At 72.4% G+C, this 25,478-nt stretch carries 22 protein-coding genes; 5 read left to right on the top strand and 17 right to left on the bottom strand.

Annotation, left to right across the window (positions count from 1 at the left end; translation table 11 throughout):
• Positions 1-2 precede the first annotated feature (2 nt).
• A complete protein-coding gene (gene dapA, locus IGS67_RS09170; RefSeq protein ID WP_192279900.1) occupies positions 3-911 on the bottom strand; it encodes a 4-hydroxy-tetrahydrodipicolinate synthase in 909 nt (302 codons plus the stop codon).
• A gap of 122 nt (positions 912-1,033) precedes the next feature.
• Between dapA and IGS67_RS09165 the strand changes: the two genes are divergently transcribed.
• Positions 1,034-1,864, top strand: a complete 831-nt coding sequence (locus tag IGS67_RS09165) for a polysaccharide deacetylase family protein (RefSeq protein ID WP_210767203.1) — start codon at positions 1,034-1,036, stop codon at positions 1,862-1,864.
• A 51-nt stretch (positions 1,865-1,915) separates the two neighbouring features.
• Here the strand turns inward: IGS67_RS09165 and IGS67_RS09160 are convergent, their stop codons facing one another.
• Together IGS67_RS09160 and IGS67_RS09155 are read right to left on the bottom strand one after the other, a co-directional pair.
• Positions 1,916-2,437: a dihydrofolate reductase gene (locus IGS67_RS09160; RefSeq protein WP_328742218.1), complete on the bottom strand. Its 522-nt coding sequence runs from the start codon at positions 2,435-2,437 to the stop codon at positions 1,916-1,918.
• Positions 2,434-3,231: a thymidylate synthase gene (locus tag IGS67_RS09155; RefSeq protein ID WP_192279898.1), complete on the bottom strand. Its 798-nt coding sequence runs from the start codon at positions 3,229-3,231 to the stop codon at positions 2,434-2,436. The genes IGS67_RS09160 and IGS67_RS09155 overlap by 4 nt, the downstream gene beginning before the upstream one ends.
• A 139-nt stretch (positions 3,232-3,370) precedes the next feature.
• Between IGS67_RS09155 and IGS67_RS09150 the strand changes: the two genes are divergently transcribed.
• The 3 genes from IGS67_RS09150 to IGS67_RS09140 all read left to right on the top strand — a co-directional run bounded on the left by IGS67_RS09150 (position 3,371) and on the right by IGS67_RS09140 (position 6,138).
• Positions 3,371-4,828 (top strand): NAD-dependent succinate-semialdehyde dehydrogenase, encoded by a 1,458-nt coding sequence (locus IGS67_RS09150; protein ID WP_192279896.1) that lies wholly within the window; start codon positions 3,371-3,373, stop codon positions 4,826-4,828.
• A 73-nt stretch (positions 4,829-4,901) separates the two neighbouring features.
• A complete protein-coding gene (locus IGS67_RS09145; protein WP_235978047.1) occupies positions 4,902-5,570 on the top strand; it encodes a TIGR00645 family protein in 669 nt (222 codons plus the stop codon).
• Positions 5,571-5,628: 58 nt separating this feature from the next.
• Positions 5,629-6,138 (top strand): GNAT family N-acetyltransferase, encoded by a 510-nt coding sequence (locus IGS67_RS09140; protein ID WP_192279894.1) that lies wholly within the window; start codon positions 5,629-5,631, stop codon positions 6,136-6,138.
• A gap of 48 nt (positions 6,139-6,186) precedes the next feature.
• On the opposite strand, the gene IGS67_RS09135 is transcribed toward IGS67_RS09140, so the two are convergent.
• The 12 genes from IGS67_RS09135 to IGS67_RS09075 form a co-directional block, all read right to left on the bottom strand.
• Positions 6,187-6,636: a hypothetical protein gene (locus tag IGS67_RS09135; protein WP_192279892.1), complete on the bottom strand. Its 450-nt coding sequence runs from the start codon at positions 6,634-6,636 to the stop codon at positions 6,187-6,189.
• Positions 6,636-7,403 carry a 4-hydroxy-tetrahydrodipicolinate reductase gene (gene dapB, locus IGS67_RS09130; protein WP_192279890.1) on the bottom strand — a complete coding sequence of 256 codons (768 nt, stop codon included), beginning with the start codon at positions 7,401-7,403 and terminating at the stop codon, positions 6,636-6,638. The genes IGS67_RS09135 and dapB overlap by 1 nt, the downstream gene beginning before the upstream one ends.
• Before the next feature lie 142 nt (positions 7,404-7,545).
• On the bottom strand, positions 7,546-8,874 hold the full coding sequence (locus IGS67_RS09125; RefSeq protein WP_192279888.1) for a M16 family metallopeptidase: 1,329 nt from the start codon (positions 8,872-8,874) through the stop codon (positions 7,546-7,548).
• 1 nt (position 8,875) lies between these two features.
• Positions 8,876-11,080 carry a polyribonucleotide nucleotidyltransferase gene (locus IGS67_RS09120; protein WP_192279886.1) on the bottom strand — a complete coding sequence of 735 codons (2,205 nt, stop codon included), beginning with the start codon at positions 11,078-11,080 and terminating at the stop codon, positions 8,876-8,878.
• Between the two features lie 207 nt (positions 11,081-11,287).
• Positions 11,288-11,557, bottom strand: a complete 270-nt coding sequence (rpsO, locus tag IGS67_RS09115) for a 30S ribosomal protein S15 (protein WP_102508980.1) — start codon at positions 11,555-11,557, stop codon at positions 11,288-11,290.
• Positions 11,558-11,714: 157 nt separating this feature from the next.
• Positions 11,715-14,429, bottom strand: coding sequence for an N-acetylmuramoyl-L-alanine amidase (locus IGS67_RS09110; protein WP_192279884.1), 2,715 nt, complete (start codon positions 14,427-14,429; stop codon positions 11,715-11,717).
• Between the two features lie 168 nt (positions 14,430-14,597).
• On the bottom strand, positions 14,598-16,571 hold the full coding sequence (locus IGS67_RS14390; RefSeq protein WP_328742209.1) for a bifunctional riboflavin kinase/FAD synthetase: 1,974 nt from the start codon (positions 16,569-16,571) through the stop codon (positions 14,598-14,600).
• A gap of 222 nt (positions 16,572-16,793) precedes the next feature.
• Positions 16,794-17,234, bottom strand: a complete 441-nt coding sequence (rbfA, locus tag IGS67_RS09095) for a 30S ribosome-binding factor RbfA (RefSeq protein WP_192279882.1) — start codon at positions 17,232-17,234, stop codon at positions 16,794-16,796.
• A 98-nt stretch (positions 17,235-17,332) separates the two neighbouring features.
• A complete protein-coding gene (gene infB / locus IGS67_RS09090; RefSeq protein WP_192279880.1) occupies positions 17,333-20,131 on the bottom strand; it encodes a translation initiation factor IF-2 in 2,799 nt (932 codons plus the stop codon).
• 139 nt (positions 20,132-20,270) lie between these two features.
• Positions 20,271-20,570: a YlxR family protein gene (locus IGS67_RS09085; RefSeq protein ID WP_192280116.1), complete on the bottom strand. Its 300-nt coding sequence runs from the start codon at positions 20,568-20,570 to the stop codon at positions 20,271-20,273.
• 55 nt (positions 20,571-20,625) lie between these two features.
• Positions 20,626-21,690 carry a transcription termination factor NusA gene (gene nusA / locus IGS67_RS09080; RefSeq protein ID WP_102508985.1) on the bottom strand — a complete coding sequence of 355 codons (1,065 nt, stop codon included), beginning with the start codon at positions 21,688-21,690 and terminating at the stop codon, positions 20,626-20,628.
• Positions 21,691-21,693: 3 nt separating this feature from the next.
• Positions 21,694-22,209: a ribosome maturation factor RimP gene (locus IGS67_RS09075; RefSeq protein WP_192279878.1), complete on the bottom strand. Its 516-nt coding sequence runs from the start codon at positions 22,207-22,209 to the stop codon at positions 21,694-21,696.
• A gap of 193 nt (positions 22,210-22,402) precedes the next feature.
• On the opposite strand from IGS67_RS09075, the gene IGS67_RS09070 reads away from it, so the two are divergent.
• Complete coding sequence (locus tag IGS67_RS09070; protein WP_192279876.1) at positions 22,403-23,398, top strand: DUF4439 domain-containing protein; 996 nt, start codon at positions 22,403-22,405, stop codon at positions 23,396-23,398.
• Positions 23,399-23,441: 43 nt separating this feature from the next.
• On the opposite strand, the gene IGS67_RS09065 is transcribed toward IGS67_RS09070, so the two are convergent.
• Together IGS67_RS09065 and IGS67_RS14385 are read right to left on the bottom strand one after the other, a co-directional pair.
• The gene (locus IGS67_RS09065; protein ID WP_192279874.1) at positions 23,442-24,101 is read right to left on the bottom strand and encodes a response regulator; all 660 of its coding nucleotides are present in this window, start codon (positions 24,099-24,101) and stop codon (positions 23,442-23,444) included.
• Positions 24,098-25,336, bottom strand: coding sequence for a sensor histidine kinase (locus tag IGS67_RS14385; RefSeq protein WP_192279872.1), 1,239 nt, complete (start codon positions 25,334-25,336; stop codon positions 24,098-24,100). The genes IGS67_RS09065 and IGS67_RS14385 overlap by 4 nt, the downstream gene beginning before the upstream one ends.
• Between the last annotated feature and the right edge of the window lie 142 nt (positions 25,337-25,478).

Below are 25,478 nucleotides of genomic sequence, written 5' to 3'. Positions count from 1 at the left end.
TTTCAGTGGGACGGGTCGAGCAGTCCCGCGGCCACGAGGTGGGCGCGGACGACGGCGACCTCGTCGTCGGTGGCTGCCACCTGGGGCAGCCGGAGGGTCCGGGTGGGCACGAGGCCCAGGAGCTCGCACGCGGCCTTCGCCATGACGGCCTGGAAGCCCGCGCCGTTGACGGCGTCGATGGCCTCCGTGATCGTCGAGAAGACCGACCAGGCGCGCGCGTGGTCGCCCTCGTCGAACGCACGCGTGATCTCGGCGAGCTGGTCGCCGACGACGTGGCCGACGACGGAGACGATGCCGCTCGCGCCGTACGCGAGGTAGGCGGGGTAGAGGGCGTCATCACCGCAGTACCAGGCGAGGCCGGTCGACGCGATGAGCTTCGAGGCCCCGTAGATGTCGCCTGTCGCGTCCTTCATGGCGACGACGTTGTCGTGCTCGGCGAGGCGCGCGATCGTCGCGGGCGCGAAGCGGACACCCGTGCGCCCGGGGACGTCGTAGAGCATGACCGGGACGTCCGTGGCCTCGGCGACCGCGAGCGTGTGACGGTAGACGCCCTCCTGCGAGGGACGCGAGTAGTACGGGGAGACGACGAGGAGGCCGTGCGCGCCGGCCTCGGCGGACTGCTCGGCCATGCGGACAGCGTGCGCCGTGTCGTTCGAGCTCGCGCCCGCGACGATCCGCGCACGGTCCCCGACCGCCTCGACGACAGCTGCGACGAGCTCGGCCTTCTCGGGGGCGTGGGTCGTGGGCGACTCGCCCGTCGTGCCGTTGACGACGAGCCCGTCGTGCCCGTGGTCGACGAGGTGCTTCGCGAGCGCGACCCCCGCCTCGACGTCGACGGCGCCGTCCGGCGTCATCGGGGTGACCATCGCGGTGAGCACTGCGCCGAACGGGCGCGCGGGGGTCTGCGTCATGGAGGCCAACCTATCGCGAGACGACGCCATGGCGCGTGCGGGGCGCGCCCTGCGGACGCACGGCACGTGCCACGTGCCAGACGTCCCGGCAGGTCGGTGCCCGGACCGCTAGCATCCGACACATGGGGCAGGGGAACGACACGGTCGACGACGCCGACGAGGTCACGACCGGAGGTACGGCGCCGGGGCGCCGCGCGGTCTTGCGCGGCATGGCGACCGTCGCGGCGGTGGGTGCGCTCGGCGCCGTCGGTGGTTCCGTCGCACAAGCCGCGCGGAGCGACCGTCGCCCACCCACGTACCGCGTCTCGCCGCGACCCGAGACACGCACGACCGCCTGCGCGTCCCGTGTCGTGTGGCGCGCGGGGTGCGCCGAACCGCTCGTCGCGCTCACCTTCGACGACGGTCCCGACCCTCGCTGGACGCCGCTCGTCCTCGAGATCCTCGCCCGGCACGACGCCCGGGCGACGTTCTTCCAGCACGGCTCAGCAGCACGCGAGCATCCGGGCATCGCCCGCGCGGTCGTCGAGGGCGGTCACGAGATCGGATCGCACGGCTGGGACCACACGGACCTCACACGCTACGAGGCGGCCGAGTGCCTCGACCACCTCACGCGCACGCACGAAGCGCTCGTCGACGTCACCGGCACGACCCCGCGCTGGCTGCGCCCGCCGTACGGGCGCATGGACGCACCCGTACTGTACGCGGCGGCCGAGCTCGACTACGACGTCGCCCTGTGGTCGCACCACCTGCCGACCGACGGCGCTGAGGCCAAGGTCGACCGGGATCTCGCGACAGCGAGCCCCGGCATGGTCATCCTCTGCCACGACGGACGTGGCACTCCGGCCGAGTCGCTCTACGCCGCGGTCGAGCGGCTCGTGCGGACGCTCACAGAGCGCGGCATGCGCTTCGTGACGATGAGCGAGATCGTCGACGCGGTGCCCGCGCACCGCTGATCCGCCGAGCCGCGCTCCGTCCGGGCCGTGCTGTGCGCGCACGGCCCCGACTCAGCCGCCGGTGCGCTCGTAACGCTCGACCGCATAGCGCATGCCGTTCGCGGCAGTCGTCCAGCCCGCGCCGGGCTCGCGCGCGACGAGCGTCCAGTCCTCCCCGATCACGGGGGCGTGGACGTCGACGTCGTAGTCACCGTCGATCGTCGTGACGACGAGCTCGTCGGCGTCGTCGATGGCCTGGGCGTACACCTGACCGCCGCCGATGATCCAGGCGCGCTCCCCCGCGACGCGGGCGAGCGCGTCCGCGAGCGAGCGCACCGTCTCGGCTCCCGGAGCCTCGTACGAGGCGTCGCGCGTGAGGACGATATTGCGGCGGCCCGGCAGCGGTCGGACACGCTCGGGAAGCGACTCCCACTGCTTGCGCCCCATGACGACCGCGTGCCCGCGCGTCTGCTCGCGGAAGAACGCGAGATCCTCCGGGAGGTGCCACGGCAGGGTCCCGCCCATGCCGATGCCGCCGCTCGAGTCCTGCGCCCAGATCATGCCGAGCCACGTGCCCGGCGCGCGCTCGCTCACACCGCCACCTGCGCCGCGATCGCCGGGTGGTTCTTGTACCCCTCGACGACGACGTCGTCGAACGTGTAGTCGAGGATCGACGCAGCCTTGCGCAGCGCGAGCGTCGGGAACGGGAACGGCTCACGGCTCAGCTGCTCGCGCACCTGCGCGTGGTGGTTGTCGTAGACGTGGACGTCGCCGCCCGTCCACACGAAGTCCCCGACCTCGTAGCCCGCCTGCTGCGCGACCATGTGCGTGAGCAGCGCGTACGACGCGATGTTGAAGGGCACGCCGAGGAACATGTCTGCCGAGCGCTGGTAGAGCTGGCATGAGAGCCGGCCGTCCGCGACGTAGAACTGGAAGAACGCGTGGCACGGCGCGAGCGCCATCTTGTCGAGCTCAGCGACGTTCCACGCCGAGACGATGTGCCGGCGCGAGTCGGGGTTCGCGCGCAGGTCCTCGACCACCTTCGTGATCTGGTCGACGTGCCCGCCGTCGGGCGTCGGCCACGAACGCCACTGGACGCCGTAGACCGGGCCGAGCTCACCGTCGGCGTCCGCCCACTCGTTCCAGATCCGGATGCCGTGCTCCTGGAGCCAGCGGACGTTCGAGTCGCCCCGGAGGAACCACAGGAGCTCGCCGACGACCGACCGCACGTGGACGCGCTTCGTCGTGACGAGCGGAAAACCCTGCGCGAGGTCCCAGCGCAGCTGTCGGCCGAAGACCGAGCGCGTGCCCGTGCCCGTCCGGTCCGCCTTGGGGGTGCCGTGCTCGAGCACGTCGCGCAGGAGATCCTCGTACTGCGTGTCGACCATAGAGGCACGGTACGGGATGGCGACCCGACAGCGCGTGCACGTCCACGGCGCGCCGCACGGGGCAGGCGCCTGCGCGCGCGGCGGCTGCACGCGCCAGGGTTCCGGCGCGCGACGAGCGCCCGAGGCGCAAGATGGTCCCATGGCTCCAACGACGCAGCTCCCCCACGATCTCCCCACCGGCTCCCTCATCGGCGGCGCGTGGCTTCCCGCCCCGAGCACGTTCGCGGTGCACGACCCCGCGACCGGTGACGTCCTCGCCGAGGTCGCCGACGCGGACGGCGCCACCGGGCTCGCAGCGCTCGACGCCGCGGCCGACGCCGCCCCGGCGTGGCGGGCCGCCTCGCCGCGTGCCCGCGCCGACGTCCTGGCCGACGTCCACCGCACGCTGCTCGCGCGCGGCGAGGAGATCGCCGCTCTCATCACCGCCGAGGGCGGCAAGCCGCTCGCGGAGTCGCGTGCCGAGCTCACGTACGGCGCCGACTACGTCCGCTGGTACGCCGAGCAGGCGGTGCGCATGGGCGGCCTCACGCGCACGGCCCCCGCGGGCGGCGTTCGGCAGATCGTCTCGCGCCGACCCGTCGGCCCCTCGCTCCTCGTCACGCCGTGGAACTTCCCGCTCGCGATGGCGACGCGCAAGATCGCGCCCGCGCTCGCCGCGGGCTGCACCGTTGTCGTCAAACCCGCGCGCCTCACGCCGCTCACGACGATGCTCGTCGCCGAGATCGTCCGCACGACGCTCGCGACGCACGACCTTCCGACCGGAGTGCTCAACGTCGTCACGGGCACGAGCGCGAGCCGTCTCACCGAGCCGCTGCTCGCCGACCGCCGCCTGCGCAAGCTGTCGTTCACGGGCTCGACCGACGTCGGCCGCACCCTCCTCGCGGGTGCCTCCCGCGGCATCCTGCGCACGTCGATGGAGCTCGGCGGCAACGCCCCGTTCCTCGTGTGCGACGACGCGGACCTCGATCTCGCCGTGACGAGCCTCCTCCAGGCGAAGATGCGCAACTCCGGGCAGACGTGCGTCGCCGCGAACCGCATCTACGCGCAGGCCGGCATCGCCGACGAGCTCACGGCCCGGCTCACCGAGGCGTTCGCGCGGCTGCGCGTCGGCCCCGGGGCGCGCGACGGCGTCGAGGTGGGCCCGCTCATCGAAGCATCCGCGGTCGACCGCATGGACGAGACCGTCGCGGCCGCGCTCGCCGACGGTGCCCGCGTGACGACCGGTGGGGACGCCCCGCGCGGCCCCGGCCACTTCTTCGCGCCGACGGTGCTCGCGGACGTCCCCGCCGACAGCGTCGTGCTCCGCGAGGAGATCTTCGGTCCCGTCGCGCCCGTCACCCGCTTCGGCACCCTCGACGAGGGCATCGCGCTCGCGAACGACACCGACGCGGGCCTCGTCGCGTATGCCCACACGCGCGATCTGAGCACCGCGATGCGCCTCGCGGACGAGCTCGAGGCGGGGATGATCGGTCTCAACCGCGGCATGGTCTCCGACGCGAGCGCGCCCTTCGGTGGCGTGAAGATGTCAGGTCTCGGCCGCGAGGGCGGCGAGGCAGGGCTCGAGGAGTACCTCGAGACCGTCTACGTCGCGATGTGACCGGGATCTGGGACGCCGGCGCGTCCGGATCGTGCACACTCCGACGTGCCGCGACGTAGGTGCACCTAGCCTGATGCCTCCCACGACTGACGACCGGAAGGCCGCCATGAGCGAGCTCAGCACCCCCACGCCCGACCCGACCCTCGCCGGACCGCGCTACAGCTCGTCGCTCGGCGCGATGATCTTCGCCTCCCGATGGCTGCAGGCCCCGCTCTACCTCGGCCTCATCGTCGCGCAGGTCATCTACGTGTGGCAGTTCCTCAAGGAGCTCTGGCACCTGATCGTCGGCGGGTTCACGGGCGTCCACACGACCGAGGACCCCGTGACGCACGCGGTCGTCGAGCACGCGTTCGGTGCCGAGGAGATCATGCTCGCGGTGCTCGGCCTCGTCGACGTCGTCATGATCTCCAACCTCCTCATCATGGTGATCGTCGGCGGCTACGAGACGTTCGTGTCCCGCATGCGTCTCGACGGCCACCCGGACCAGCCCGAGTGGCTGAGCCACGTCAACGCCAACGTCCTCAAGACCAAGCTCGCGATGTCGATCATCGGCATCTCGTCCGTCCACCTGCTGCGGACGTTCATCGAGTCGAGCTCGGGCCGCATCACGGGCGAGATCATGCTCTGGCAGACCGTCATCCACCTCGCGTTCGTCGTCTCGGCGCTCGCGCTCGCGTGGATCGACCGCATGTCGCTCACGGCGCACCAGCGCGCGGCCAACGCGGCGGCCGCGGCCCACTGACTCAGCGCACGCCGCACGCGTGTCGGCGGGACGTCCGCGGACGGGAGAGACTGGACCCATGAGTCTGTTCTCCCCGACCGCGGACGTCTCCGTCCGCCCGGCCGTGCCGGGCGACGAGGTCGCCATGGCCGACCTCCAGATCGCCGCGTGGCGAGCGACGCACGCCGGCGCCCTCGGCGCCGACGTCCTCGACCGCCTCGACCCCGACGGCTTCCGGACCCAGTGGGCGGCCGCCGTCGGCACGCCGCCCGGCCCCGGCTTCGCGGTGCTCGTCGCGTGCGCTGGCCCCCGCGTCGTCGGCTACGTCGCGCTCTCCCCCGGCGCCATTGCCGGCCTCGAGGTCGCACCCGACGAGCGTCGGAAGGGCCACGGCTCACGCCTGCTGTCCGCGGCCGTCGACCGGCTGCGCCAGGACGGTGCCGAGGAGGTCTCGGCGTGGGTCCTCGCGGGCGACGAGGGCCGCGAGCACTTCCTCTCAGGCGCTGGCATGGCGGCCGACGGGCGCCGTCGCACGCTCGACGTCGGCGGGCGCGAGGTCGTCGAGAGCCGGTGGAGCGCGACTCTCTGACGGTCGGACCCCGAGGCCGGGGCCGCCGCGCCCGAGCGCGCGGGACGGTCAGCCCGCCGCGCGCCCGTGGAGCTTCGCGGTGTGACGCAGCGTCGCGCGGGCACGACGCCGGTCGCCCGCCGCGTCGTACGCGAACGCGAGGTGGTACCAGGCACGCCAGTCCTCAGGAGCTGCCTCCGCCTTCGTGCGCGCGAGCGCGAACGCCTCGTCCGCCGCGGCACGGTCGATGCGCCCGCCCGGTGAGCGCGGCAGGTCGTCGACCGGCAGCTCGTCCGACGCCGCGAGCTCGTCGGCCATGCGCTGGACGTGAGCCGCAAGCGACCACTCACGCCAGATGAGCCAGATGACGAGCAGCGGGATCGCGAGCACGGCCGCGCCGAGCGCGATGCCCACGGGCTCGCCCGTATTCAGCAGCGCGACGCCGCGCCCGGCGATCGCCCACACGTAGATCGCGAGCAGCGCCGTGACGGCGAGCGCCGGCAGCAGTCCCCTGCGCATCAGGAAAGATCGAGCACGTGCTCAAGGCCGACGGTGAGGCCAGGCCGACCGCCGACCTCGCGCACGCCGAGCAGCACGCCCGGCATGAAGGACATCCGGTCAAAGGAGTCCTGACGGATCGAGAGCTGCTCACCGACGTTGCCGAGGAGGATCTCCTCGTGCGCGACGAGCCCACGCAGGCGCACCGCGTGGACGCGCACGCCGTCGACGTCCATGCCGCGCGCCTCCCAGCCGTCCTCGGTCGCGTCGGGGCTCGGCGCGACGCCCGCCTCCGCACGGGCGGCCGCGATCGCGCGCGCCGTGTGCCGCGCGGTGCCGCTCGGAGCGTCGACCTTGTCAGGGTGGTGGAGCTCGACGACCTCGACGGACTCGAAGTAACGCGCGGCCTTCGCCGCGAACGTCATCGCGAGAACCGCGGACAGGCCGAAGTTCGGGGCGATGAGCACACCGAGGGCGACGCCCTCGGCCGCCCTGCGCGCAAGATGGTCCGTGACGCGTCCGCGCGAGTCGTCGTCCCAGCCCGTCGTCCCGACGACGACGTGCATGCCGGCGTCGATTGCGGCATGGACGTTGGCCTCGGTCACGGAGGGCACCGTGAAGTCGACGACGACGTCCGCGCCGCTCGCCGCGAGCCCGGCCGCGATGTCGTCACCGGCGTCCAGCCGCGCGACGAGCTCGAGATCCGCAGCGCCCTCGACGGCCGCGCAGACGTTGGTCCCCATACGGCCCGCGGCGCCGAGCACCGCCACCTTGATCGTTGAAGTCACGAGGTCAGCCTAGACGCCGCAGTGCGCCCGACGCCGTCGCGTCCCACGACTCGCGTCATCCGCGCCGGACACGGAGCGACGGGTCAGGGGATGCTGTCGCAGCAGCCCCCGACCCGTCGAACCATCGCGGTCTGCGCGGAGCTCAGCCCCCGAAGGGCCCGACCCTCACCGTCGTGCGCGGACGTGAGGCGAGCTCTTGCGCGAGCGCCTGGACGTCAGCGCGCGTCACCGCCAGGACGCGCTCAAGCGCCTCGTCCACCGAGAGGAGCTCACCGTACGTGAGCTCGGACTTGCCGAGCCGCGTCATGCGCGAACCCGAGTCCTCGAGGCCGAGGACGAGCCCGCCGCGGAGCTGGCCTTGCGAGCGACGGAGCTCGGCTTCCGTGATGCCGCCGTCGGCAAGTTTCTCGAGCTCCGCGACGAGCAGCTCCGTCACCTCGTCGACGCGCGAGGGCGCGCAGCCCGCGTAGAGACCGAACACCCCCGCGCCCGCGTAGCCGGACGCGAAGGAGTACGTCGAGTACGCCAGACCGCGCTTCTCCCGGATCTCCTGGAACAGGCGTGACGACATGCCGCCGCCGAGCGTCGCGTTGAGCACCGTCATGACGTACCGGCGCTCGTCGGACGCCCGAAGGCCCACGGTGCCGAGCACGACGTTCGCCTGCTCGACGGGCCGCGAGATCTCGACGTGCGCGGGCTCCGTCGGGAGCACGACATCGTCAAGATCGTCGCCGCGTCGGGGACGAGGTGAGGCACCCGCGGCGAGGGTCCAGCCCCCGGCGACCGCCGCCTCCGACACCTGACGGCACAGCTCGTCGTGGTCGACGTTGCCCGCGGCCGTGACGACGAGCGTCTCCGGCCGGTAGTGCCACCGATAGTGCTCCCACACGGCGTCCCGGGGGACGTCGCGGATCGCCTGCGGCGTCCCGCCGATCGGGCGGCCGAGCGGCGTGTCGCCGAGGACCGCCTTCGAGAACTCCTCGTGGACGACGTCCGTCGGGTCGTCGTCATTCATGGCGAGCTCTTCGAGGATGACACCGCGCTCGGTCTCGAGCTCGTCGGCGTCAAGCCGCGCCGACGTCATCATGTCCATGATGACGTCGACCGCCATGGGCAGGTCCTGGTCGAGCACGCGCGCGTAGTAGCACGTGCTCTCCTTGGCGGTCGCCGCGTTGGCCTCGCCACCGACCTCGTCGAAGGCCTCCGCGATCGACATGGCGTCACGCCGCTCCGTGCCCTTGAAGAGCAGGTGCTCGAGGAAGTGCGTCGAGCCGAAGTGGCCCGACGTCTCGTCACGGGAGCCGACGCCGACCCACATGCCGATGCTCGCCGAGCGCTGGCCCGGCATGGACTCGGTGAGGACGCGAAGACCGCCGGGCAGGACGGACCGTCGGATGACGGTGCCGTCCTGCCCGGCGGTCAGCTCGCTCCCCGGCTCACCCGCGCGGGTGAGAGGAAGGTTCCAGCTCACGTCAGGCGTCGTCCCCTGCCGGCTCGTCCTCGACGACCGCGTGGAGCGACAGCTTGCCGCGCGGGTCGATCTCGCCGATCTCGACCTGGACCTTCTGGCCGATCGAGAGGACGTCCTCGACGTTCTCGACACGCTTGCCGCCGACGAGACGACGGATCTGGCTGATGTGCAGCAGACCGTCCTTGCCGGGCGACAGCGAGACGAACGCGCCGAACGTCGTCGTCTTGACGACGGTGCCGACGAAGCGCTCACCGATCTCGGGAACGTGCGGGTTGGCGATCGCGTTGATCGCCGCGCGGGCGGCCTCGGCCGACGGGCCGTCCGTGGCACCGATGTACACGGTGCCGTCGTCCTCGATCGAGATGTCCGCGCCCGTCTCGTCCTGGATCTGGTTGATCATCTTGCCCTTCGGGCCGATGACCTCGCCGATCTTGTCGACGGGGACCTTCACCGTGATGACGCGCGGGGCGAACGGCGACATCTCGTCCGGCACGTCGATGGCCTCCTCGATGACGTCGAGGATCGCGAGGCGAGCCTCCTTCGCCTGGGCGAGGGCACCGATGAGCACGTCGGCGGGGATGCCGTCGAGCTTCGTGTCGAGCTGGATGGCCGTGACGAACTTCCGCGTGCCGGCGACCTTGAAGTCCATGTCGCCGAACGCGTCCTCGGCACCGAGGATGTCGGTGAGTGCCGCGTAGCGGGTCTCACCGTCGACGGTGTCGGAGACGAGGCCCATGGCGATGCCCGCAACGGGTGCGCGCAGCGGCACACCGGCGTTGAGCAGCGAGAGGGTCGCGGCGCACACGGAGCCCATCGACGTCGAGCCGTTGGAGCCGAGAGCCTCGGACACCTGACGGATCGCGTAGGGGAACTCCTCGCGGCTCGGGAGCACCGGCACGATCGCGCGCTCGGCGAGCGCGCCGTGGCCGATCTCGCGGCGCTTGGGCGAGCCCACGCGGCCGGTCTCGCCAGTCGAGTAGGGCGGGAAGTTGTAGTGGTGCATGTAGCGCTTGCGCGTCTCGGGGGCGAGCGAGTCGAGCTGCTGCTCCATGCGGAGCATGTTGAGCGTCGTCACACCGAGGATCTGCGTCTCGCCGCGCTCGAAGAGCGCCGAGCCGTGAACGCGCGGGAGGACCTCGACCTCGGCCGAGAGCGTGCGGATGTCCCGCAGGCCACGACCGTCGATGCGGAAGCCGTCCGTGAGGATGCGCTGACGGATGAGCTGCTTCTGCACGGAGCGGAACGCCGCCGAGAGCTCCTTCTCACGCCCCTCGAAGTCGCCCGAGAGCTGCGCGACGATCTCCGCCTTGATCTCGTCGAGGCGGTTCTCGCGGTCCTGCTTGTCCGCGATCGAGAGCGCGTCGCCGAGGGCTGCGGTCGCCGCGGCCTCGACGGCCGCGTAGGTGTCGGCCTGGTAGTCGGGGAACGTCGGGAAGACCTGGGTCTCCTTGGCCGCGGCCTGCGCGAGCGCGACCTGGGCCTCGACGAGCACCTTGATGAAAGGCTTCGAGGCCTCGAGGCCCTGGGCCACGACGTCCTCGGTCGGGGCGACGGCACCCTCGTCGTGGATGAGGTTCCACGACGCCTCGGGGGCCTCGGCCTCGATCATCGCGATCGCGACGTCGTCGCCGACGACGCGGCCCGCGACGACCATGTCGAACGTCGCGCGCTCACGCTCGGAGTAGCGCGGGAACGCGACCCACTGGCCGTCGACGAGCGCGATGCGCACACCGGCGACGGGGCCCGAGAACGGCAGGCCGGAGAGCTGCGTCGACGCCGAGGCGGCGTTGATCGCGAGCGTGTCGTAGGAGTCGTCCGGGTGGATCGCCATGACGGTGAGGACGACCTGGACCTCGTTGCGCAGGCCCTTGACGAACAGGGGGCGCAGCGGGCGGTCGACGAGGCGGCACGCGAGGATGGCCTCGGTCGAGGGGCGGCCCTCGCGACGGAAGAACGAGCCGGGGATCTTGCCCGCGGCGTACTGGCGCTCCTCGACGTCGATCGTCAGGGGGAAGAAGTCGAAGTGGTCCTTCGGGTGCTTGCCGGCCGTCGTGGCCGACAGGAGCATGGTGTCGCCGTCAAGGTAGGCGACGACGGCGCCGGCGGCCTGCTTGGCCAGGCGGCCCGTCTCGAAACGGACGGTGCGGGTGCCGAAGCGACCGTTGTCGATCACGGCCTCGGCGAACTGGATCTCGGGACCCTCCATGGGGTGCCCTCCTCTCGTTCGGCCCCGGACCCCACGGTCTTCGATCGAGGCCCACGCAACGCTGCTGCGGTGACGGGGGCCACTACCGAGGACCGGACGAGGTTGCCGGGGCGGGGTGGTGCTGGTGGGTGCGGCGGCCGGGCGGCCGGCGCGGGTGGTGACACCGAGCCAGCCCGGACCCAAGGGGTCCGGGCTGGCTCGGAAGTGTCAGCGGCGCAGGCCGAGGCGCTCGATGAGGCTGCGGTAGCGCGCGATGTCGACCTTCTGGAGGTAGCCGAGGAGGCGACGACGCTGGCCGACGAGGAGGAGCAGGCCACGACGGCTGTGGTGGTCGTGCTTGTGCTCCTTGAGGTGCTCCGTGAGGTCCTTGATGCGCTGCGTGAGCATCGCGATCTGGACCTCGGGGGAACCGGTGTCGCCCTCGTGGGTCGCGTACTCGGACATGATGGACTGCTTGGTGGCCTTGTCGAGGGGCACGATTCTCCTAGTAATAAGCTCGTTGCGCGGCGCGCCGGGGCTGATCCTCCGGGCACTCTCTGTCCGCGGCCGTTCGAACGGCGAGGTCAAGCCTACCAGCACGGGTGGCCCGGACCGCGGTGACGCACGACACCCGCGAACGCAGCTCGCCGCACGCTCAACGTGCGGTCGTCACCGCGCTCACCCGCACCGGACGACGGTCGAGGGTCTTGACCGTCACCGTCCCCGAGAAGGGCTTCGAGAGCTTCACCGTGTACCGCACGAGATGCTTCGTCCGGCTCGACGCGGTCGAGAACGTCGCGACGCGCTTTGACCCTGCGTAGACGGCGAACCGGCCATGGCCACGCCCGCTCGCAGCCGTTACCTGGATCGTGCGGACGTCCTTGGACTTCTTCACGCGCAGCCGCGCGCTCTTCGCCGACGTCGTCCACGCGACGCCGCGCAGGTACCGCGCGTCACGGACGGTCTTCCAGCGTGCCGCGCCCGTCGACCGCTGCACCGTGCCCGGCGAGACGTGCCGCGTGATCTTCGGGAAGACCGCGCGTGCCGAGCGGCCCCCGTCGCCGACAGCGACGATCCCGACCTCGGCGGTGCGTCCGTAGCCAAGCTTGAGCGTGTACGCACGCGACGTCGTCCGCTTCGCGACGCGCCAGGCACCGAGCTTCCCCCCGTGCGACGCGGTGCGGACGTGCACCTCATAGCTCGTCGCACGCGGCGCGGCGCTCCAGCGGAGCGTCGCCGTCGACGAGAGCCGCACCGGGGCGACCGTCGCACCCGGAGCGCGGAGCTTGGGGGTCGCGGGTGCCGCCGGGGCAGGCGGCGGCGTCGGGGTCGGCGCGGGACCCGTCGGGCCGCCAGGCCCGCCGCCGTCACCCGGCGCCGTGCCCGTCGACTCCCAGCGTGGGAACGCGAGCGACGTCAGCGCGACGCGAGTGCCGCTGTCGAGCGTCCGCACCGTCACCGTCCCCGAGACCGCCGCGGGCAGGTCGACGACCCGCACAGCGGCCGACGCAAGAGCGTCCGCCGCCCAGCTCACCTCGCCGACGACGATCGAGCCGACGGAGACGCTCACCCTCCCGTTGCCCGGGCCTTCCTCTCCGACGAGCACGATCCGGCGCGCATCCCTGACGGACGACACCTTGAGAGTCGCCCCCTTGCCGGTCGTCGCCCGCAGCGCACCGTCGACCGCACCGTCGGACGGCTGCTTCTTCCAGCTTGCTGAGAACGTCAGCGCAGACTGCGAGACGGGTCGCGTCGCCCTCACGAGGTCGGTCATCGCGCCGCGCTCCCCCGTGGCGGACACCGCGCGCACGACGACGAGGCGATTGACGCCGGGGCTCACGGTGAGCGTCGCCCGCGGGTTCTTCACCGTCGCGATCGTGCGCCAGCCGCGCGCGTCAGCGAACGCGTTGCCGTGCGACGCGGGACGCTCGAGCAGCTCGTAGCCGACCGCGCCCGCGACCGGCTGCCATGTGTAGACCTGCTGCGTCGTCAGCTGTGCGGGGCTCTGCTGGGCGGTGTGCGCGTCGGGCACCGGCGCAGGCAGGACCGGCTGCGCCGCGCCGTGCGCGGCGACGGCCACGTCGACGAGCGCATCGACGAGCGTCCGGATCGACCCGAGCTTGGCGTAGAGCGTCTTGCCGGGGCACGCCGTGATGTTCGTGTCGCGATGGCCCTGGATGACGTTGACCGTGATCGTCTCCCCCGGCTTCGCGTGGACCCCGCTCTTCGTGCTCGTGCCCGTGTAGAGCTTGGCCTTCCCGCGCGGGTCGAGCCCGTGCTCGTAGGCCTTCCACGCGAGGAGCTGCGCGATCGACTCGAGCATCGCCTTCGAGGGTCCGTCGACCTTGCCGTTCTTGTTGTCGTCACGGTTCTCAAAGTTGCCGATTGCCGAGACGCCGATCGTCGTCGTGTTGTAGCCGCCCGCCTGGGCGCCGATCGGCAGCGTGTCGATCGCGCCGTAGCGTCCCTCGTAGAGCGTGCCGAACCGGTCGACGAGGAACTGGTAGCCGATGTCCGGCCACTTCATCGACTGCGTGTGGTACGCGTACACGCTCCGGACGAGCTTGGCGGCGTCCTTCCGGGCGTAGTCGTTGCGGTTGACGGTGTGGTGGACATACATCGCGGCCAGCCGCGACGACTGGTCCTGCGGTGTCCATGCGCGGCGCAGCTTCTCGTCGGCGCCCCATTCCGCGCGGGTGACGACCCGTGGCCGCAGGACGGAAGCGGTCGCCGCCGATGCCGTCGCGAGCGCGCCGGGGCCTCCGATCGACGCGTCAGCGGGCGAGCTGCCCGCGTCGACGAGGTCGAGGCGCACCCCGGCAGGCTCGTTCCCCGACGCGGTCCGGACGCGCGCCTGGACACCGTCGGCACCGGCGGAGACGAGCGGCTCCGTCCCCGCGCGGTCCGACGTCGCGACCGCTTCGCTCTCCGGCAGGGCGACCCACTCGCTCCACGCGCCGCCCTCACGGATGCGTACCGTGACCTCGAGGACCTCCTCGGCCGAGGCCGCGTCCCATGTGACGCCGACGGCGGTGAACCGCTCGGTCCGGGTGAGCGGGGTGAGCGCAGCCAGGTCGGGATCCGTCGCCGAAGCGAGCGGCACGAGCTCGGGGACGGCCTCGACGGGCGTCGGTGCGAGCGCGTCCTCGAGAGCGACCGCCCGTTCCGTCGCGGCGTCCGTCCGCACCTCGGGCGGCGCGTCGAGCGCTCCCGGCTGTGCCGCGGCGCGCGCGTCAACACCGTCGATCGTCATGCTGACAACCTCGGGCGTCACCGGTGTCGCCGCCGCGACGGGCATCGAGACGACGGGCAGCGCGAGCCCGGCGACGGTGAGTGCGGCGACGGTCGCGGCTGAGACGAGCCTGCGCATGGTGTTCCCCTGATCTGCTGATGAGCGGTCGCGTGGGCGACCCGCGACGAACGATAACAAGTCGGCGCAGAATCTCACAGACCCCAGGAGCATCACGGGAGGGGGCGGGGCAGCAGGAAGCGCAGCATCGGCGACGCCCGCCCCAGCCCTGCCGAGCGCCTCCCCAGGTCAGGGGCGCGCGGGGGGCGGACCCTCGGCCGCAAGCACCTCTCGCACCCGGACGACGTCCGCATCCATCTGGGTGACGAGCTCGTCGACCGACGTGAAGCGCAACGTCGGACGCAGGTGCGCGACGAGGTCGAGCTCGACGGCCTCCCCGTAGAGATCGAGGTCCGTGCGGTCGAGCACGTACGCCTCGACCCGCCGCTGGGTGCCGTCGAACGTCGGATTCGTCCCGATCGAGACGGCGGCCGGCAGCACAGCGTCCGCGCCCCCACCCCGTCGCAGCATCCAGCCCGCGTAGACGCCGTCCGCAGGCACGAGACCCTCGACCTCCTGGGAGAGGTTCGCGGTCGGGAAACCGATCGTCCGCCCCCGCGCGTCACCGTGCACGACCTCGGCCCGCAGCCGGTGCTGCCGGCCTAGGATCCGTGACGCGCGCGTCACGTCCCCGTCGTCGAGAAGCCGGCGCGCCGCCGTCGACGACCAGCGCCCGCCCGCGACGCCGAGGTCCTCGACCGTGACGACCTCGAAGCCGTGCTCCTCGCCGAGCCCGACGAGCGTCGCGAGATTCCCGGAGTTGCCGGCACCGAGCTGCACGTCCCGCCCGACGACTACCGCCGTCGCGCCGAGCCCCCGGACGAAGCACGACTCGACGAACTCCCGCGGGGACTGCGCCGCGAACGCGAGCGTGTAGTCGAGCTCGAGCACCCCGTCGAGCCCCGTCGCAGCGAGCAGCTCGCGCCGCTGCGCAGGGCTCGTCACGAGCCGCAACGGCTCCTCGGGCACATGGACCGCACGCGGGTGCGGCGTGAACGTCACCGCGACCGCGGCCGCGCCGCGCGCCCTCGCCTGCGCGACGACGACCCCGAGCACCTCCTGGTGACCGAGGTGCACCCCGTCGAAGTTGCCGATCGTCACGACCGTCGGGCCGAGGTCCGCGGGGAGCTCGTCGAGCGAGCGCCACACCTGCGTCTGCCTCCCGTCGACCACCACCGCGTCCTGAGGAGCACCATCCGGCACGAGGTCGTCGGGCGCCATGAACACCGTCACAGGTTTGAGCCACGCACCCGACCGCGTGAGCACGGCGACGAGCCGCCCCGCGCCGTCGACGCCCGCGACGGTCGCCTCGGTCGTCCCTCCACGGGCGACCCGTCGCCCGTGGACGGCCGCCAGCGACTCTTCGTGCGTGAGGACGTGCCACGGCATCGTCCCGCGCAGCGCGTCCGCAGCCCCGACGACGGGGACCGGCAGCGCGTCGACCTCGGCACGCGATACGAGGACGTCGAGCCGGTGCGCGTCCTCGACCCGGATCCCACCGACACGCGTGCGACGCAGCGCCGTGAGGTGACCGCCGACGCCGAGCGCAGCACCCAGGTCGCGCGCCAACGCCCGCACATACGTGCCCGACGAGCACTCGACCGTCGCGTCGACGTCGACGAACGTCACGCCGTCGACCTCGACCGTGCGCGGCTCACTGAGCTCGAACCGGGCCACCGTCACGGGCCGTGCCTCGAGCTCGACGTCCTCGCCCGCGCGCGCGAGGTCGTAGGCCCTCCGACCGTCGACCTTGATCGCGGAGACCGTGCTCGGAACCTGGAGGATCTGGCCCGTGAGACCCTCGGCTGCCGCACGCAACGACTCCGCGGTGACGTGCCGGGCGTCCGTCGTCGCGACCGTCTCACCCTGAGCGTCGTCGGTCGACGTCGCCGCTCCGAGCCGGATCGTTGTCACGTACTCCTTGTCGGCGCCGACGAGGTACGTGAGCGCACGCGTCGCGCGCCCCACCCCGAGGACGAGCACGCCCGTCGCCATGGGGTCGAGAGTCCCGGCGTGACCGACCTTGCGCGTCCGCGCGAGCCAGCGGACCTTCGCGACGACGTCGTGGCTCGTCATGCCTGCAGGCTTGTCGACGACGACGACGCCGTCCGGCGCGGGGGGCCAGGCGCGGGTGTCAGGACGACGAGGAGCACGGGGGGTCACGTCGGCCAACGGTACCAGCGTGGGCTCGCCGGCCCCGCCCCGCGGCCGGGCGCCCCACGTGTCGGACCGCACGCCATCCACGCCCCGCCCCACAGCCGAAGAATCTGCGCGAATGGCTGCTGCCAGCAACCATCTGCGCGGATTCCTGGGTGGGGGCGGTACGACGCAGGGCCCGGAGCGTGTGCTCCGGGCCCTGCGGGTCGTGCTCGTCGTGCGGCGCTCTCAGGCCTCGTCGTCCTCGTCGTCCTCCGGACGGCGGTAGGGGTCGACGTCGCCCGCGAAGGCGGCACCGCGACGGGACTGCTCGAGCTCGGCGTCACGACGCCGAGCCTCGTCGAGCGCGGCCTCGAGGTGCGCCGCGGTCTCGGGCACCGCATCGAGGTGGAACTCGATCGTCGGCGTGAGCCGCGTCCCGAGCTGCTTACCGACCTCCGAGCGGATGATGCCGGTCGCGCTCCGCAGAGCGGCGGCCGAGCTCGTCCGCGCGTCCTCGTCGCCGAGGACCGTGTAGAAGATCGAGGCGGACTGCAGGTCGCCCGTGACCCGCACGTCGGTGATCGTCACGAAGCCAAGACGCGGATCCTTGATCCGCGTGTCGAGCATGCGCGCAACGACCTCCTTGATGCGGTCGGCAACCTTGCGTGCGCGGGGGCTGTCAGACATGTGCATCTCCCTTCACGACCGTCGTCCCCGACGGCCGAGGTCTAGGAACCCGGGACGCGGGAGCACCAGTGCCGAGGCACCGGCGCTCCCGCCCGGACTCACGCGCGAGGCTTCTCGCGCATCTCCCACGTCTCGATGATGTCCTCGGTCTGGAGGTCGTTGAACGACCCGAGACCGATTCCGCACTCGTAACCCTCGCGGACCTCGGTCGCGTCGTCCTTGAAACGCTTGAGCGACTCGATCGTGAGGTTGTCCCCCACGACGACGCCGCCACGCAGAACGCGGGCCTTGGTGTTGCGACGGATGATGCCCGATCGAACGAGCGAACCGGCGATGTTGCCGAACTTCGAGGAGCGGAAGACCTCGCGGATCTCCGCGGTGCCGAGCTGCACCTCCTCGTACTCCGGCTTGAGGAGGCCCTTCATGGCCGCCTCGACGTCGTCGATCGCCTGGTAGATCACCGAGTAGAACTTGATGTCGACACCCTCGCGGTCCGCCATCTCGGCGACCCGCTCCGCGGTGCGGACGTTGAAGCCGATGATGACGGCGTTGTCGACCGTCGCGAGGTTGACGTCGTTCTGCGTGATCGCACCGACACCGCGGTGGATGACACGCAGCTGGACCTCGTCGCCGACGTCGATCTTGAGCAGCGAGTCCTCGAGGGCCTCGACCGCACCGGAGACGTCACCCTTGATGACGAGGTTGAGCGTCTCGACCTTGCCGAGCTCGAGAGCCTTCGTGAAGTCCTCGAGGCTGATGCGCTTGCGACGCTTCGCAAGCGTCGCCGCACGCTCGGCCGCCGAACGCTTCTCAGCGATCTGACGGGCCGTGCGGTCGTCGGACGCCACGAGGAAGTTGTCACCGGCGCGAGGCACGGACGTGAGACCGAGCACCTGGACGGGACGCGACGGGGTCGCCTCCTCGACCGTGTTGCCGTGCTCGTCGAACATCGCACGCACGCGGCCGTGGGCCGTGCCCGCGACGATCGCGTCACCGACGCGGAGCGTGCCCTGCTGGACGAGGACGGTCGCGACCGCACCGCGGCCCTTGTCGAGGTTCGCCTCGATCGCGACACCGCGCGCGTCCTTGTTCGGGTTCGCCCGCATGTCGAGCGCCGCGTCCGCCGTGAGGAGGACCGCCTCGATGAGCTCGTCGATGTGCAGACCCTGACGGGCCGAGACGTCGACGAACATCGTGTCGCCGCCGTACTCCTCGGCCACGAGGTTGTACTCGGTGAGCTGCTGGCGGATCTTCGCGGGGTTCGCGGTCTCCTTGTCGATCTTGTTGACCGCGACGACGATCGGCACGCCTGCGGCCTGGGCGTGGTTGAGCGCCTCGACCGTCTGCGGCATGACGCCGTCATCCGCCGCGACCACGAGGATCGCGATGTCCGTGACCTCGGCACCACGTGCACGCATGGCCGTGAAGGCCTCGTGACCCGGGGTGTCGATGAAGGTCAGTGCGCGGTCGACGCCCTCGTGCTCACGGTGCACCTGGTAGGCACCGATGTGCTGCGTGATGCCACCGGCCTCGCCCGAGACGACGTCGGTGCGGCGGATCGCGTCGAGAAGACGCGTCTTGCCGTGGTCGACGTGACCCATGACGGTGACGACGGGGGGACGCGGGAGAAGGTCCTCGTCGGACTCCCCCTCGAGCTCTGCGTCGAGGTCGATGTCGAAGGCCTCGAGCAGCTCGCGGTCCTCCTCCTCGGCCGAGACCATCTCGATGACGTAGCCGAGCTCGGCGCCGAGCGAGCCGAACGTGTCCTCGTCGAGCGACTGCGTCGCGGTCGCCATCTCACCGAGGTGGAAGAGCACCGTGACGAGCGATGCGGGGTTCGCATCGATCTTGTCGGCGAAGTCGTTGAGCGACGAGCCGTGACGCAGGCGGACGACCGTCGAGCCGTCCCCACGGGGGACCTGCACGCCGCCGAGCGACGGCGCCTGCATCTGCTCGAACTCCTGCCGCTTCGCGCGCTTCGACTTCCGTCCACGCACGGGGCGGCCACCGGCGCGCCCGAAGGCGCCCTGCGTGCTGCCACGACCGGCACCACCGGGACGACCGCCGCCACCGGGTCGACCGGCGAAACCGCCACCGCCACCACCGGGAGCGCCACCCGGGCCACCAGGACGGCCACCGCCGCCGTAGCCGCCACGACCGCCGCCACCGGGACGACCAGCGCCAGCGCCCGCAGCCTGACCGGGACGGCCGAGCTGGGTCTTGCCCGGCATCATGCCCGGGTTCGGACGGGGACCGCCCGGACGCGGGGCGCCAGGACGGGGCGCGCCGGGACGCGGGGCCCCCGGACGGGGACCGCCCGGACGCTCACCGGTCGCGGCAGCATCGGCTGCGGGTGCAGGGCGTGCGCCCGGGCGGGGCATGCCCTGGCTCGGAGCGAACGGGTTGTTGCCCGGACGCGGACCGCCGCCACGCTCGCCACGGGGCATGCCCTGGCTCGAAGCGAACGGGTTGTTGCCTGGACGCGGACCGCGCGCGGGGCGCTCGGTCGCGGGTCGCTCGGCCGCCGGGCCGGGACGCGGCGCGGCGGGACGAGGAGCGGCCGGAGCCGGGGTCGGTGCCGCCGGTGCGGCAGGCGCCGCAGGGGCGGCGGGTGCGGGGGTCTCGGCGACGGGTGCGGGGGCCTCGGCGGCGGGCGCCGGAGCCGCGGGCGCGGCCTTCGCGGGCGCCTTGGGCGCCGCAGGGCGCTTCGCGGGTGCCTCGGCTGCGGCCGCGGGGGCCTTCGCCGGCATCGCGTCGCGCAGACGACGCACGACCGGCGCCTCGATCGTCGACGAAGCTGATCTGACGAACTCACCCATCTCGTTGAGCTTCGTCATCAGCTCCTTGCTCTCCACACCGAGCTCCTTGGCGAGCTCGTATACGCGGATCTTTGCCACTTCTCTCCTGTCTGGGTCCCGCCCCGGACAGGGAGGGACCTACTTAGTGCTGGGGGCTCATCGCTGAGTACTCATCGGGTGCCCATCGGCCTCTGACCCGCTTTCCTTGGTGAAGTCCTGACCGTGCGCGACCGGGTGGTCACGCGCGTCCAGCGTTGTCCTGCCATACGTGCTCGACCGCGGAGGTGATCCGCAGCGCACGCCCTACGGCCCGCCGCTTGTCAGCGAGCTCGTAGCAGCGCGGGTCCGGGTGGACCCACGCACCCCGCCCCGGGAGGGACCGACGCTCGTCGACGACGACCCTCAGGGTCCCGTCGAGCGGAGCGCGGTCCACGACGAGGCGGACGAGCGCCTCACGCGCGTCCTTCCGTCGGCACCCCACGCAGGTCCTGACCGGGCCGTCCGTCGGTGCCTCACAGGCGCGCAGGGACGAGGTCATGGGGTCTGTCGGGTGGGGTGCGTCAGGCACGGCGCGTGATCGCACGTCGTCCAGTCTAGCGCTCCTCGCCGTCGGCGTCCGCAGGCTCGCCCCCGACGGCCCCGTCGGAGCGGATATCGATGCGCCATCCTGTGAGCTTCGCGGCGAGACGGGCGTTCTGCCCCTCCTTGCCGATCGCGAGCGAGAGCTGGTAATCGGGGACGACGACTCGGGCGGCCCGTGCCGCAAGATCGACGACCTCGACCGACGACACCTTCGAGGGCGACAGCGCGTTCGCGACGAACCGGGCGGGGTCCTCGGCCCAGTCGACGATGTCGATCTTCTCACCGTGGAGCTCGGCCATCACGGCACGCACACGCTGGCCCATGGGGCCGATGCACGCGCCCTTCGCGTTGACGCCCTGAACCGTCGAGCGCACCGCAATCTTCGAACGGTGCCCGGCCTCGCGCGCGATCGCTACGATCTCGACCGTGCCGTCGGCGACCTCGGGCACCTCCATCTCGAAGAGGCGACGCACGAGCCCTGGGTGCGTCCGCGACAGGACGATCTGCGCGCCCTTGAGCCCGCGGGACACCTCGACGACGAACGAACGCAGCCGCTCACCGTGGACGTAGCGCTCCGTCGGCACCTGCTCGTGCTGCGGGAGCACGGCCTCCGTGCCACCCACGTCGACGAGCACGACCCGCGGGTCCCGGCCCTGCTGGATGACACCGCCGAGGAGCTCGCCCTCCTTGTCACGGAACTGGCCGAGCACCTGGTCGTCCTCCGCGTCCCGCAGACGCTGGACGATGACCTGGCGCGCGGTCGCGGTCGCGACCCGCCCGAAGCCGGAGGGCGTGTGGTCGAACTCGGGGCCCAGCTCGCGCAGCGTACGCGTCGTCGGCTCAGCGTCCGGGTCCTCAGGGTCCGGGTCGACCGGGACCTGCGTGACGATCTCCTCGCGTGCGAGGACGGTGACGCGCCCCGAACGGCGGTCGACCTCGACGCGCGCGTGCGCGTAGGCGTCGGGCGTGCGCAGGTAGGCGGAGCGCAGCGCCTCCTCGATCGCGGAGACGAGCACGTCGAGCGGGATCTCCCGCTCGCTCTCGAGCAGCCGCAGCGCGGTCATGTCGATGTCCATCGATCAGTCCTCCACGTCGTCATCGCCCAGGTCGACCTCGTCGATGCGACGCATCTCGAGCTCGACTCGGCCGCGACGCACGTCGGCGAGCGGCAGGCGGGTGCTGGTGCCGGCCTCGTCGTCGAGGACGAGCACGTCGTCCTCGACCTCGACGAGACGGCCGGTGACCTCGGCCCCGTCGCGCGTCTCGACGCGGACGAGCCGGGTGCGGGCGCGGCGGAAGTGCCGCGCCTCGGTGAGCGTGCGCGTCGCACCGGGCGACGAGACCTCGAGCTGGTAGGCGTGCGGCAGGACGTCCGACGCGTCGAGCGCGTCCGAGACGACGCGCGAGACCTCGGCCACGCGTTCGAGGGGCAGCGACCCGACCTCGTCCTCGCGCAGGTCGACGGTGACGCGGACGACGCTGCGCGTCGCGGGCCCCACGATCGTCACGTCCTCGAGAAAGAGCCCGGACGCCGCGACGGCGTCGGTGATCGCCGCGGCCACGGCCGCGGCGAGGTCCCCGTGCTGAGGTGCCATGAGAGTCTCCTGTCGATCCAGGCGCACCCGCACCTGACGAACGACCGGTGTGATGTTGTGCGCGCAACCCACAGCCTATCGGGTGACGTGAGCAAGGTCGCTGCCACGACGGGTGCGCAGCGTGCGACGTGCCTCACGCCGCACGGCGCGCGCGTCCGGAGACGGGCTGCTCCGCGTGGCATGATCGGCTCCGATGGACACGTCTCACCGCCCCGCTCCCGTGCGCCGCACCGCCCGCGTCACGGCCGCCCTCGTGCTCACCCTGGCGCTCACGGGCTGCGGTGTCCGCCTCGAGACCCCGCCACCCAGCGAGCCGTCGCTCACCGCGGTCGAGGCCGCGCGTCGTGCGGCCGTCACCGACGTGCTCGACGTCCGGGCGACGGTGCTCGCCGCCCAGGACGGCGCCGAGGGCCGCCCTGCGGACATCCTCGAGGCCGTCCTCGCGGCCACGGACGTCCACGAGGCCCAGCTCGGTGGCGTCTACGACTCGGGGCTCGTCGGGGTCGACGGTTCCCCGGCCCCGCTGCCGACCGGCACCGCGTCCGGCACGGACGCCGCAGCGGTCGTCGAGATCCTCGCGCAGGCCGCGTCGCGCGCGCGCTCGGGTCTCGAGACGGTGGAGGACCCCGGCTTCGCGCGTCTCACAGGATCGATCGCCGTCGCGCACCTCGTGGCTGCGCGGACCCTCGCCGCCTCGGCCGACGTCGAGGCGCCCGCGACCGAGTTCCCCGCCGTCGCCACCGTGCCCACGGCGCTCGAGGACGTGCCGGCGACCGACCTCGTCGCGCTCGTTCTCGCCGACGACTCGACCGGCTACATGCTCGAGGTGCTCGCGTCGCGCCTCTCGGGGCCGCAGCGCTCCGCCGCCCTCGCTCGTGCCGCGACCCACCGCACGCGCGCGGATGCGTGGGCGCGCGCCGCCGGCCTCGCAGGCACGACCGACGACCCGCGCCGGGTCGCGTACGCGCTGCCCGCAGGCATCACTGCAGACACCCCGGACACCGCGCTCATCGGTGCGGCGGAGGTCGCGCTCACGACGGATCTCGTCACGCTCCTCGCCGTCGTCCCGGCCGCCTCGCGCGCGGCGACGCTCGACCTCGCAGCCGACTCCTGGGCGGCCGCCCTCACGTGGGGCGCCCAGTCGGTCCCGCTGCCGGGCATGCCCGAGCACGCTCCGGCCCAGGGCTGACCGCACCACAGGCACACGCCGTTCGGGCGACCGTCCCGGTCGTTCAGCGGCCGACGAGCCCAAGGTCCAGTGCCCGCACGACCGCGCGCGTCCGGTCACGCACACCGAGCTTGAGCATGATCGCCGAGACGTGGTTCTTCACCGTGCCCTCCGCGAGGTGCAGGCCACGCCCGATCTCCCGGTTCGACCATCCCGCGGCGAGGAGCCGCAGCACTTCCGTCTCACGGGGCGTCATCGACACCGCGGGCCCCGCAGGGACGCGCTCGGCGAGCGGTGCCGCCGCGAGCCGGTCGAGCACGCGCGCCGTCACCGCGGGCTGCACGAGCCTGTCGCCGCGGGCGAGGGTGAGAACTCCCTCGACGACCTCGTCGAGGGTGACATCCTTGAGCAGGTAGCCGCGCGCACCCGCGCGCAGCGCCGCGACGACGAGGTCGTCGTCGTCGAACGTCGTGAGGACGAGGACGGCAGGCCGGTGCTCGGCCCCAGCGAGCGCCTCGAGAGTCCCGAGACCGTCGAGCACGGGCATGCGCAGGTCGAGCAGGAGGACGTCGGGGCGCGTCGCCGCGACGACGTCGAGCGCCTCTCGACCGTCGGACGCCTCGCCGACGACCTCGATGCCAGCGGCGAGCCCGAGAAGTGCCGCGAGCCCCGCACGGACGAGCGTCTGGTCGTCCGCGAGGACGACCCTCACAGGCGCGTTCACGCTCGCACCTCCCCCACGACGGGTATGTCCTCCGTGACGTTGCACGTCGTGCGCGGGAGTCGCACGCGCAACGTGAGCCCTGTCCCGGCCGCGCCCGGCATGACGTCGACGCTGCCATCGAGCGCGTCGACCCGCTCCCGCATCCCTCGCAGCCCCGTGCCCTCGACGAGCCCGACGGCACCACGGCCGTCGTCCCGCACGACGACGAGCACCTCCTCGGCCGAGGTCCGCACCTCGACGTCGACGCGTTCCGCACCCGCGTGTCTCACGGCATTCGTCACACCCTCCTGGACGCAGCGCAGGACGACGTGCGCGCAGCCCGGCGCGAGGTCCTCGACACCCTCAGCGGTGAGGACGACGCGCGGGTGCGGGACAGCGTCGGCGACCGCGGCGAGCGCCGCGGCGAGGTCGGTCGGCGCATCGTCGCGCAGCCGCGCGACGACCGTCCGCACGTCGGAGAGTAGGGACTTCGCCGCGCCGCGCGCCGCCTCGACGTGGACGGACGCCTGCCCGTCGGTGAGGTGGGAGGCGACCTCGAGGTGGACCGCGAGCCCGGCGAGCTGATGCCCGACGAGGTCGTGGAGCTCGCGCGAGATCCGCAGCCGCTCCGCCGCCCGTGAGGCCTCCGCGAGGTCGTCGCGCGCCGCGCGCAGCGCCTCGTGCGCTGCCGTGAGCTCGGCGAGCGCCGCCGCGTTCTGCTCGCGCAGCCGCCTCTCGGAGGCCGCCGAGTAGCCGGTGATCGCAGCGAAGAGCACGAGACCCGTGTACATCATCGTGAGGATGAACGCGAAGGATGTTGTGTCTTCCGTCCGCAGCGCGACGGCCGCGATGAGCACGACGTAGCCAGCGCACACAGCGACGACCCAGCGCCACGACATCGCGAGGCCCACGGTCGCGGCGGCGACCGCGAGCGGCACGCCCGAGACCCCCTGCCGCGGGTCGAGGAGGAACGCGGTGGCGGCCGCGACGACGAGACCGCCGACGAGCCACGGCTCGGGAACGGAGAGCCGTTCCTCGGCGAACGCGAGGACGACGAACAGCCCGAGCCCGACGACGTACGCGGCCCACCACACCCCCGAGATCCCCGGTGCACCCGGCGTGAGCACGTACATGCCCGGCATGAGGTAGGCGCACACGCCCGCGATCGCAAGCAGCAGTCCGCGCACCCCCTGGCCGTCCCGCCCTCCGGGTGCGTCGTCGCGCGCGTCGTCCCTCGCGTCCGTGCGTCCTGTCACGTCACCAGCCTACGGACCCCGTGGCACGCGGGACCCGTGCCAGGAGTCATGGGTCGGGGCCCCATCGAACGTTACCGGCGGCACTGTGGCGCACCCCCGTCGCGTCCGTAGCGTCGACGACGACGGGGCCCTCCCCGTCGAC

It is taken from the genome of Flavimobilis rhizosphaerae (genome assembly GCF_014852685.1).
Lineage (GTDB): Bacteria > Actinomycetota > Actinomycetes > Actinomycetales > Cellulomonadaceae > Flavimobilis > Flavimobilis rhizosphaerae.
Note: the sequence above shows the minus strand (reverse complement) of the source record. Positions and strands in the feature narration are given on the sequence as shown.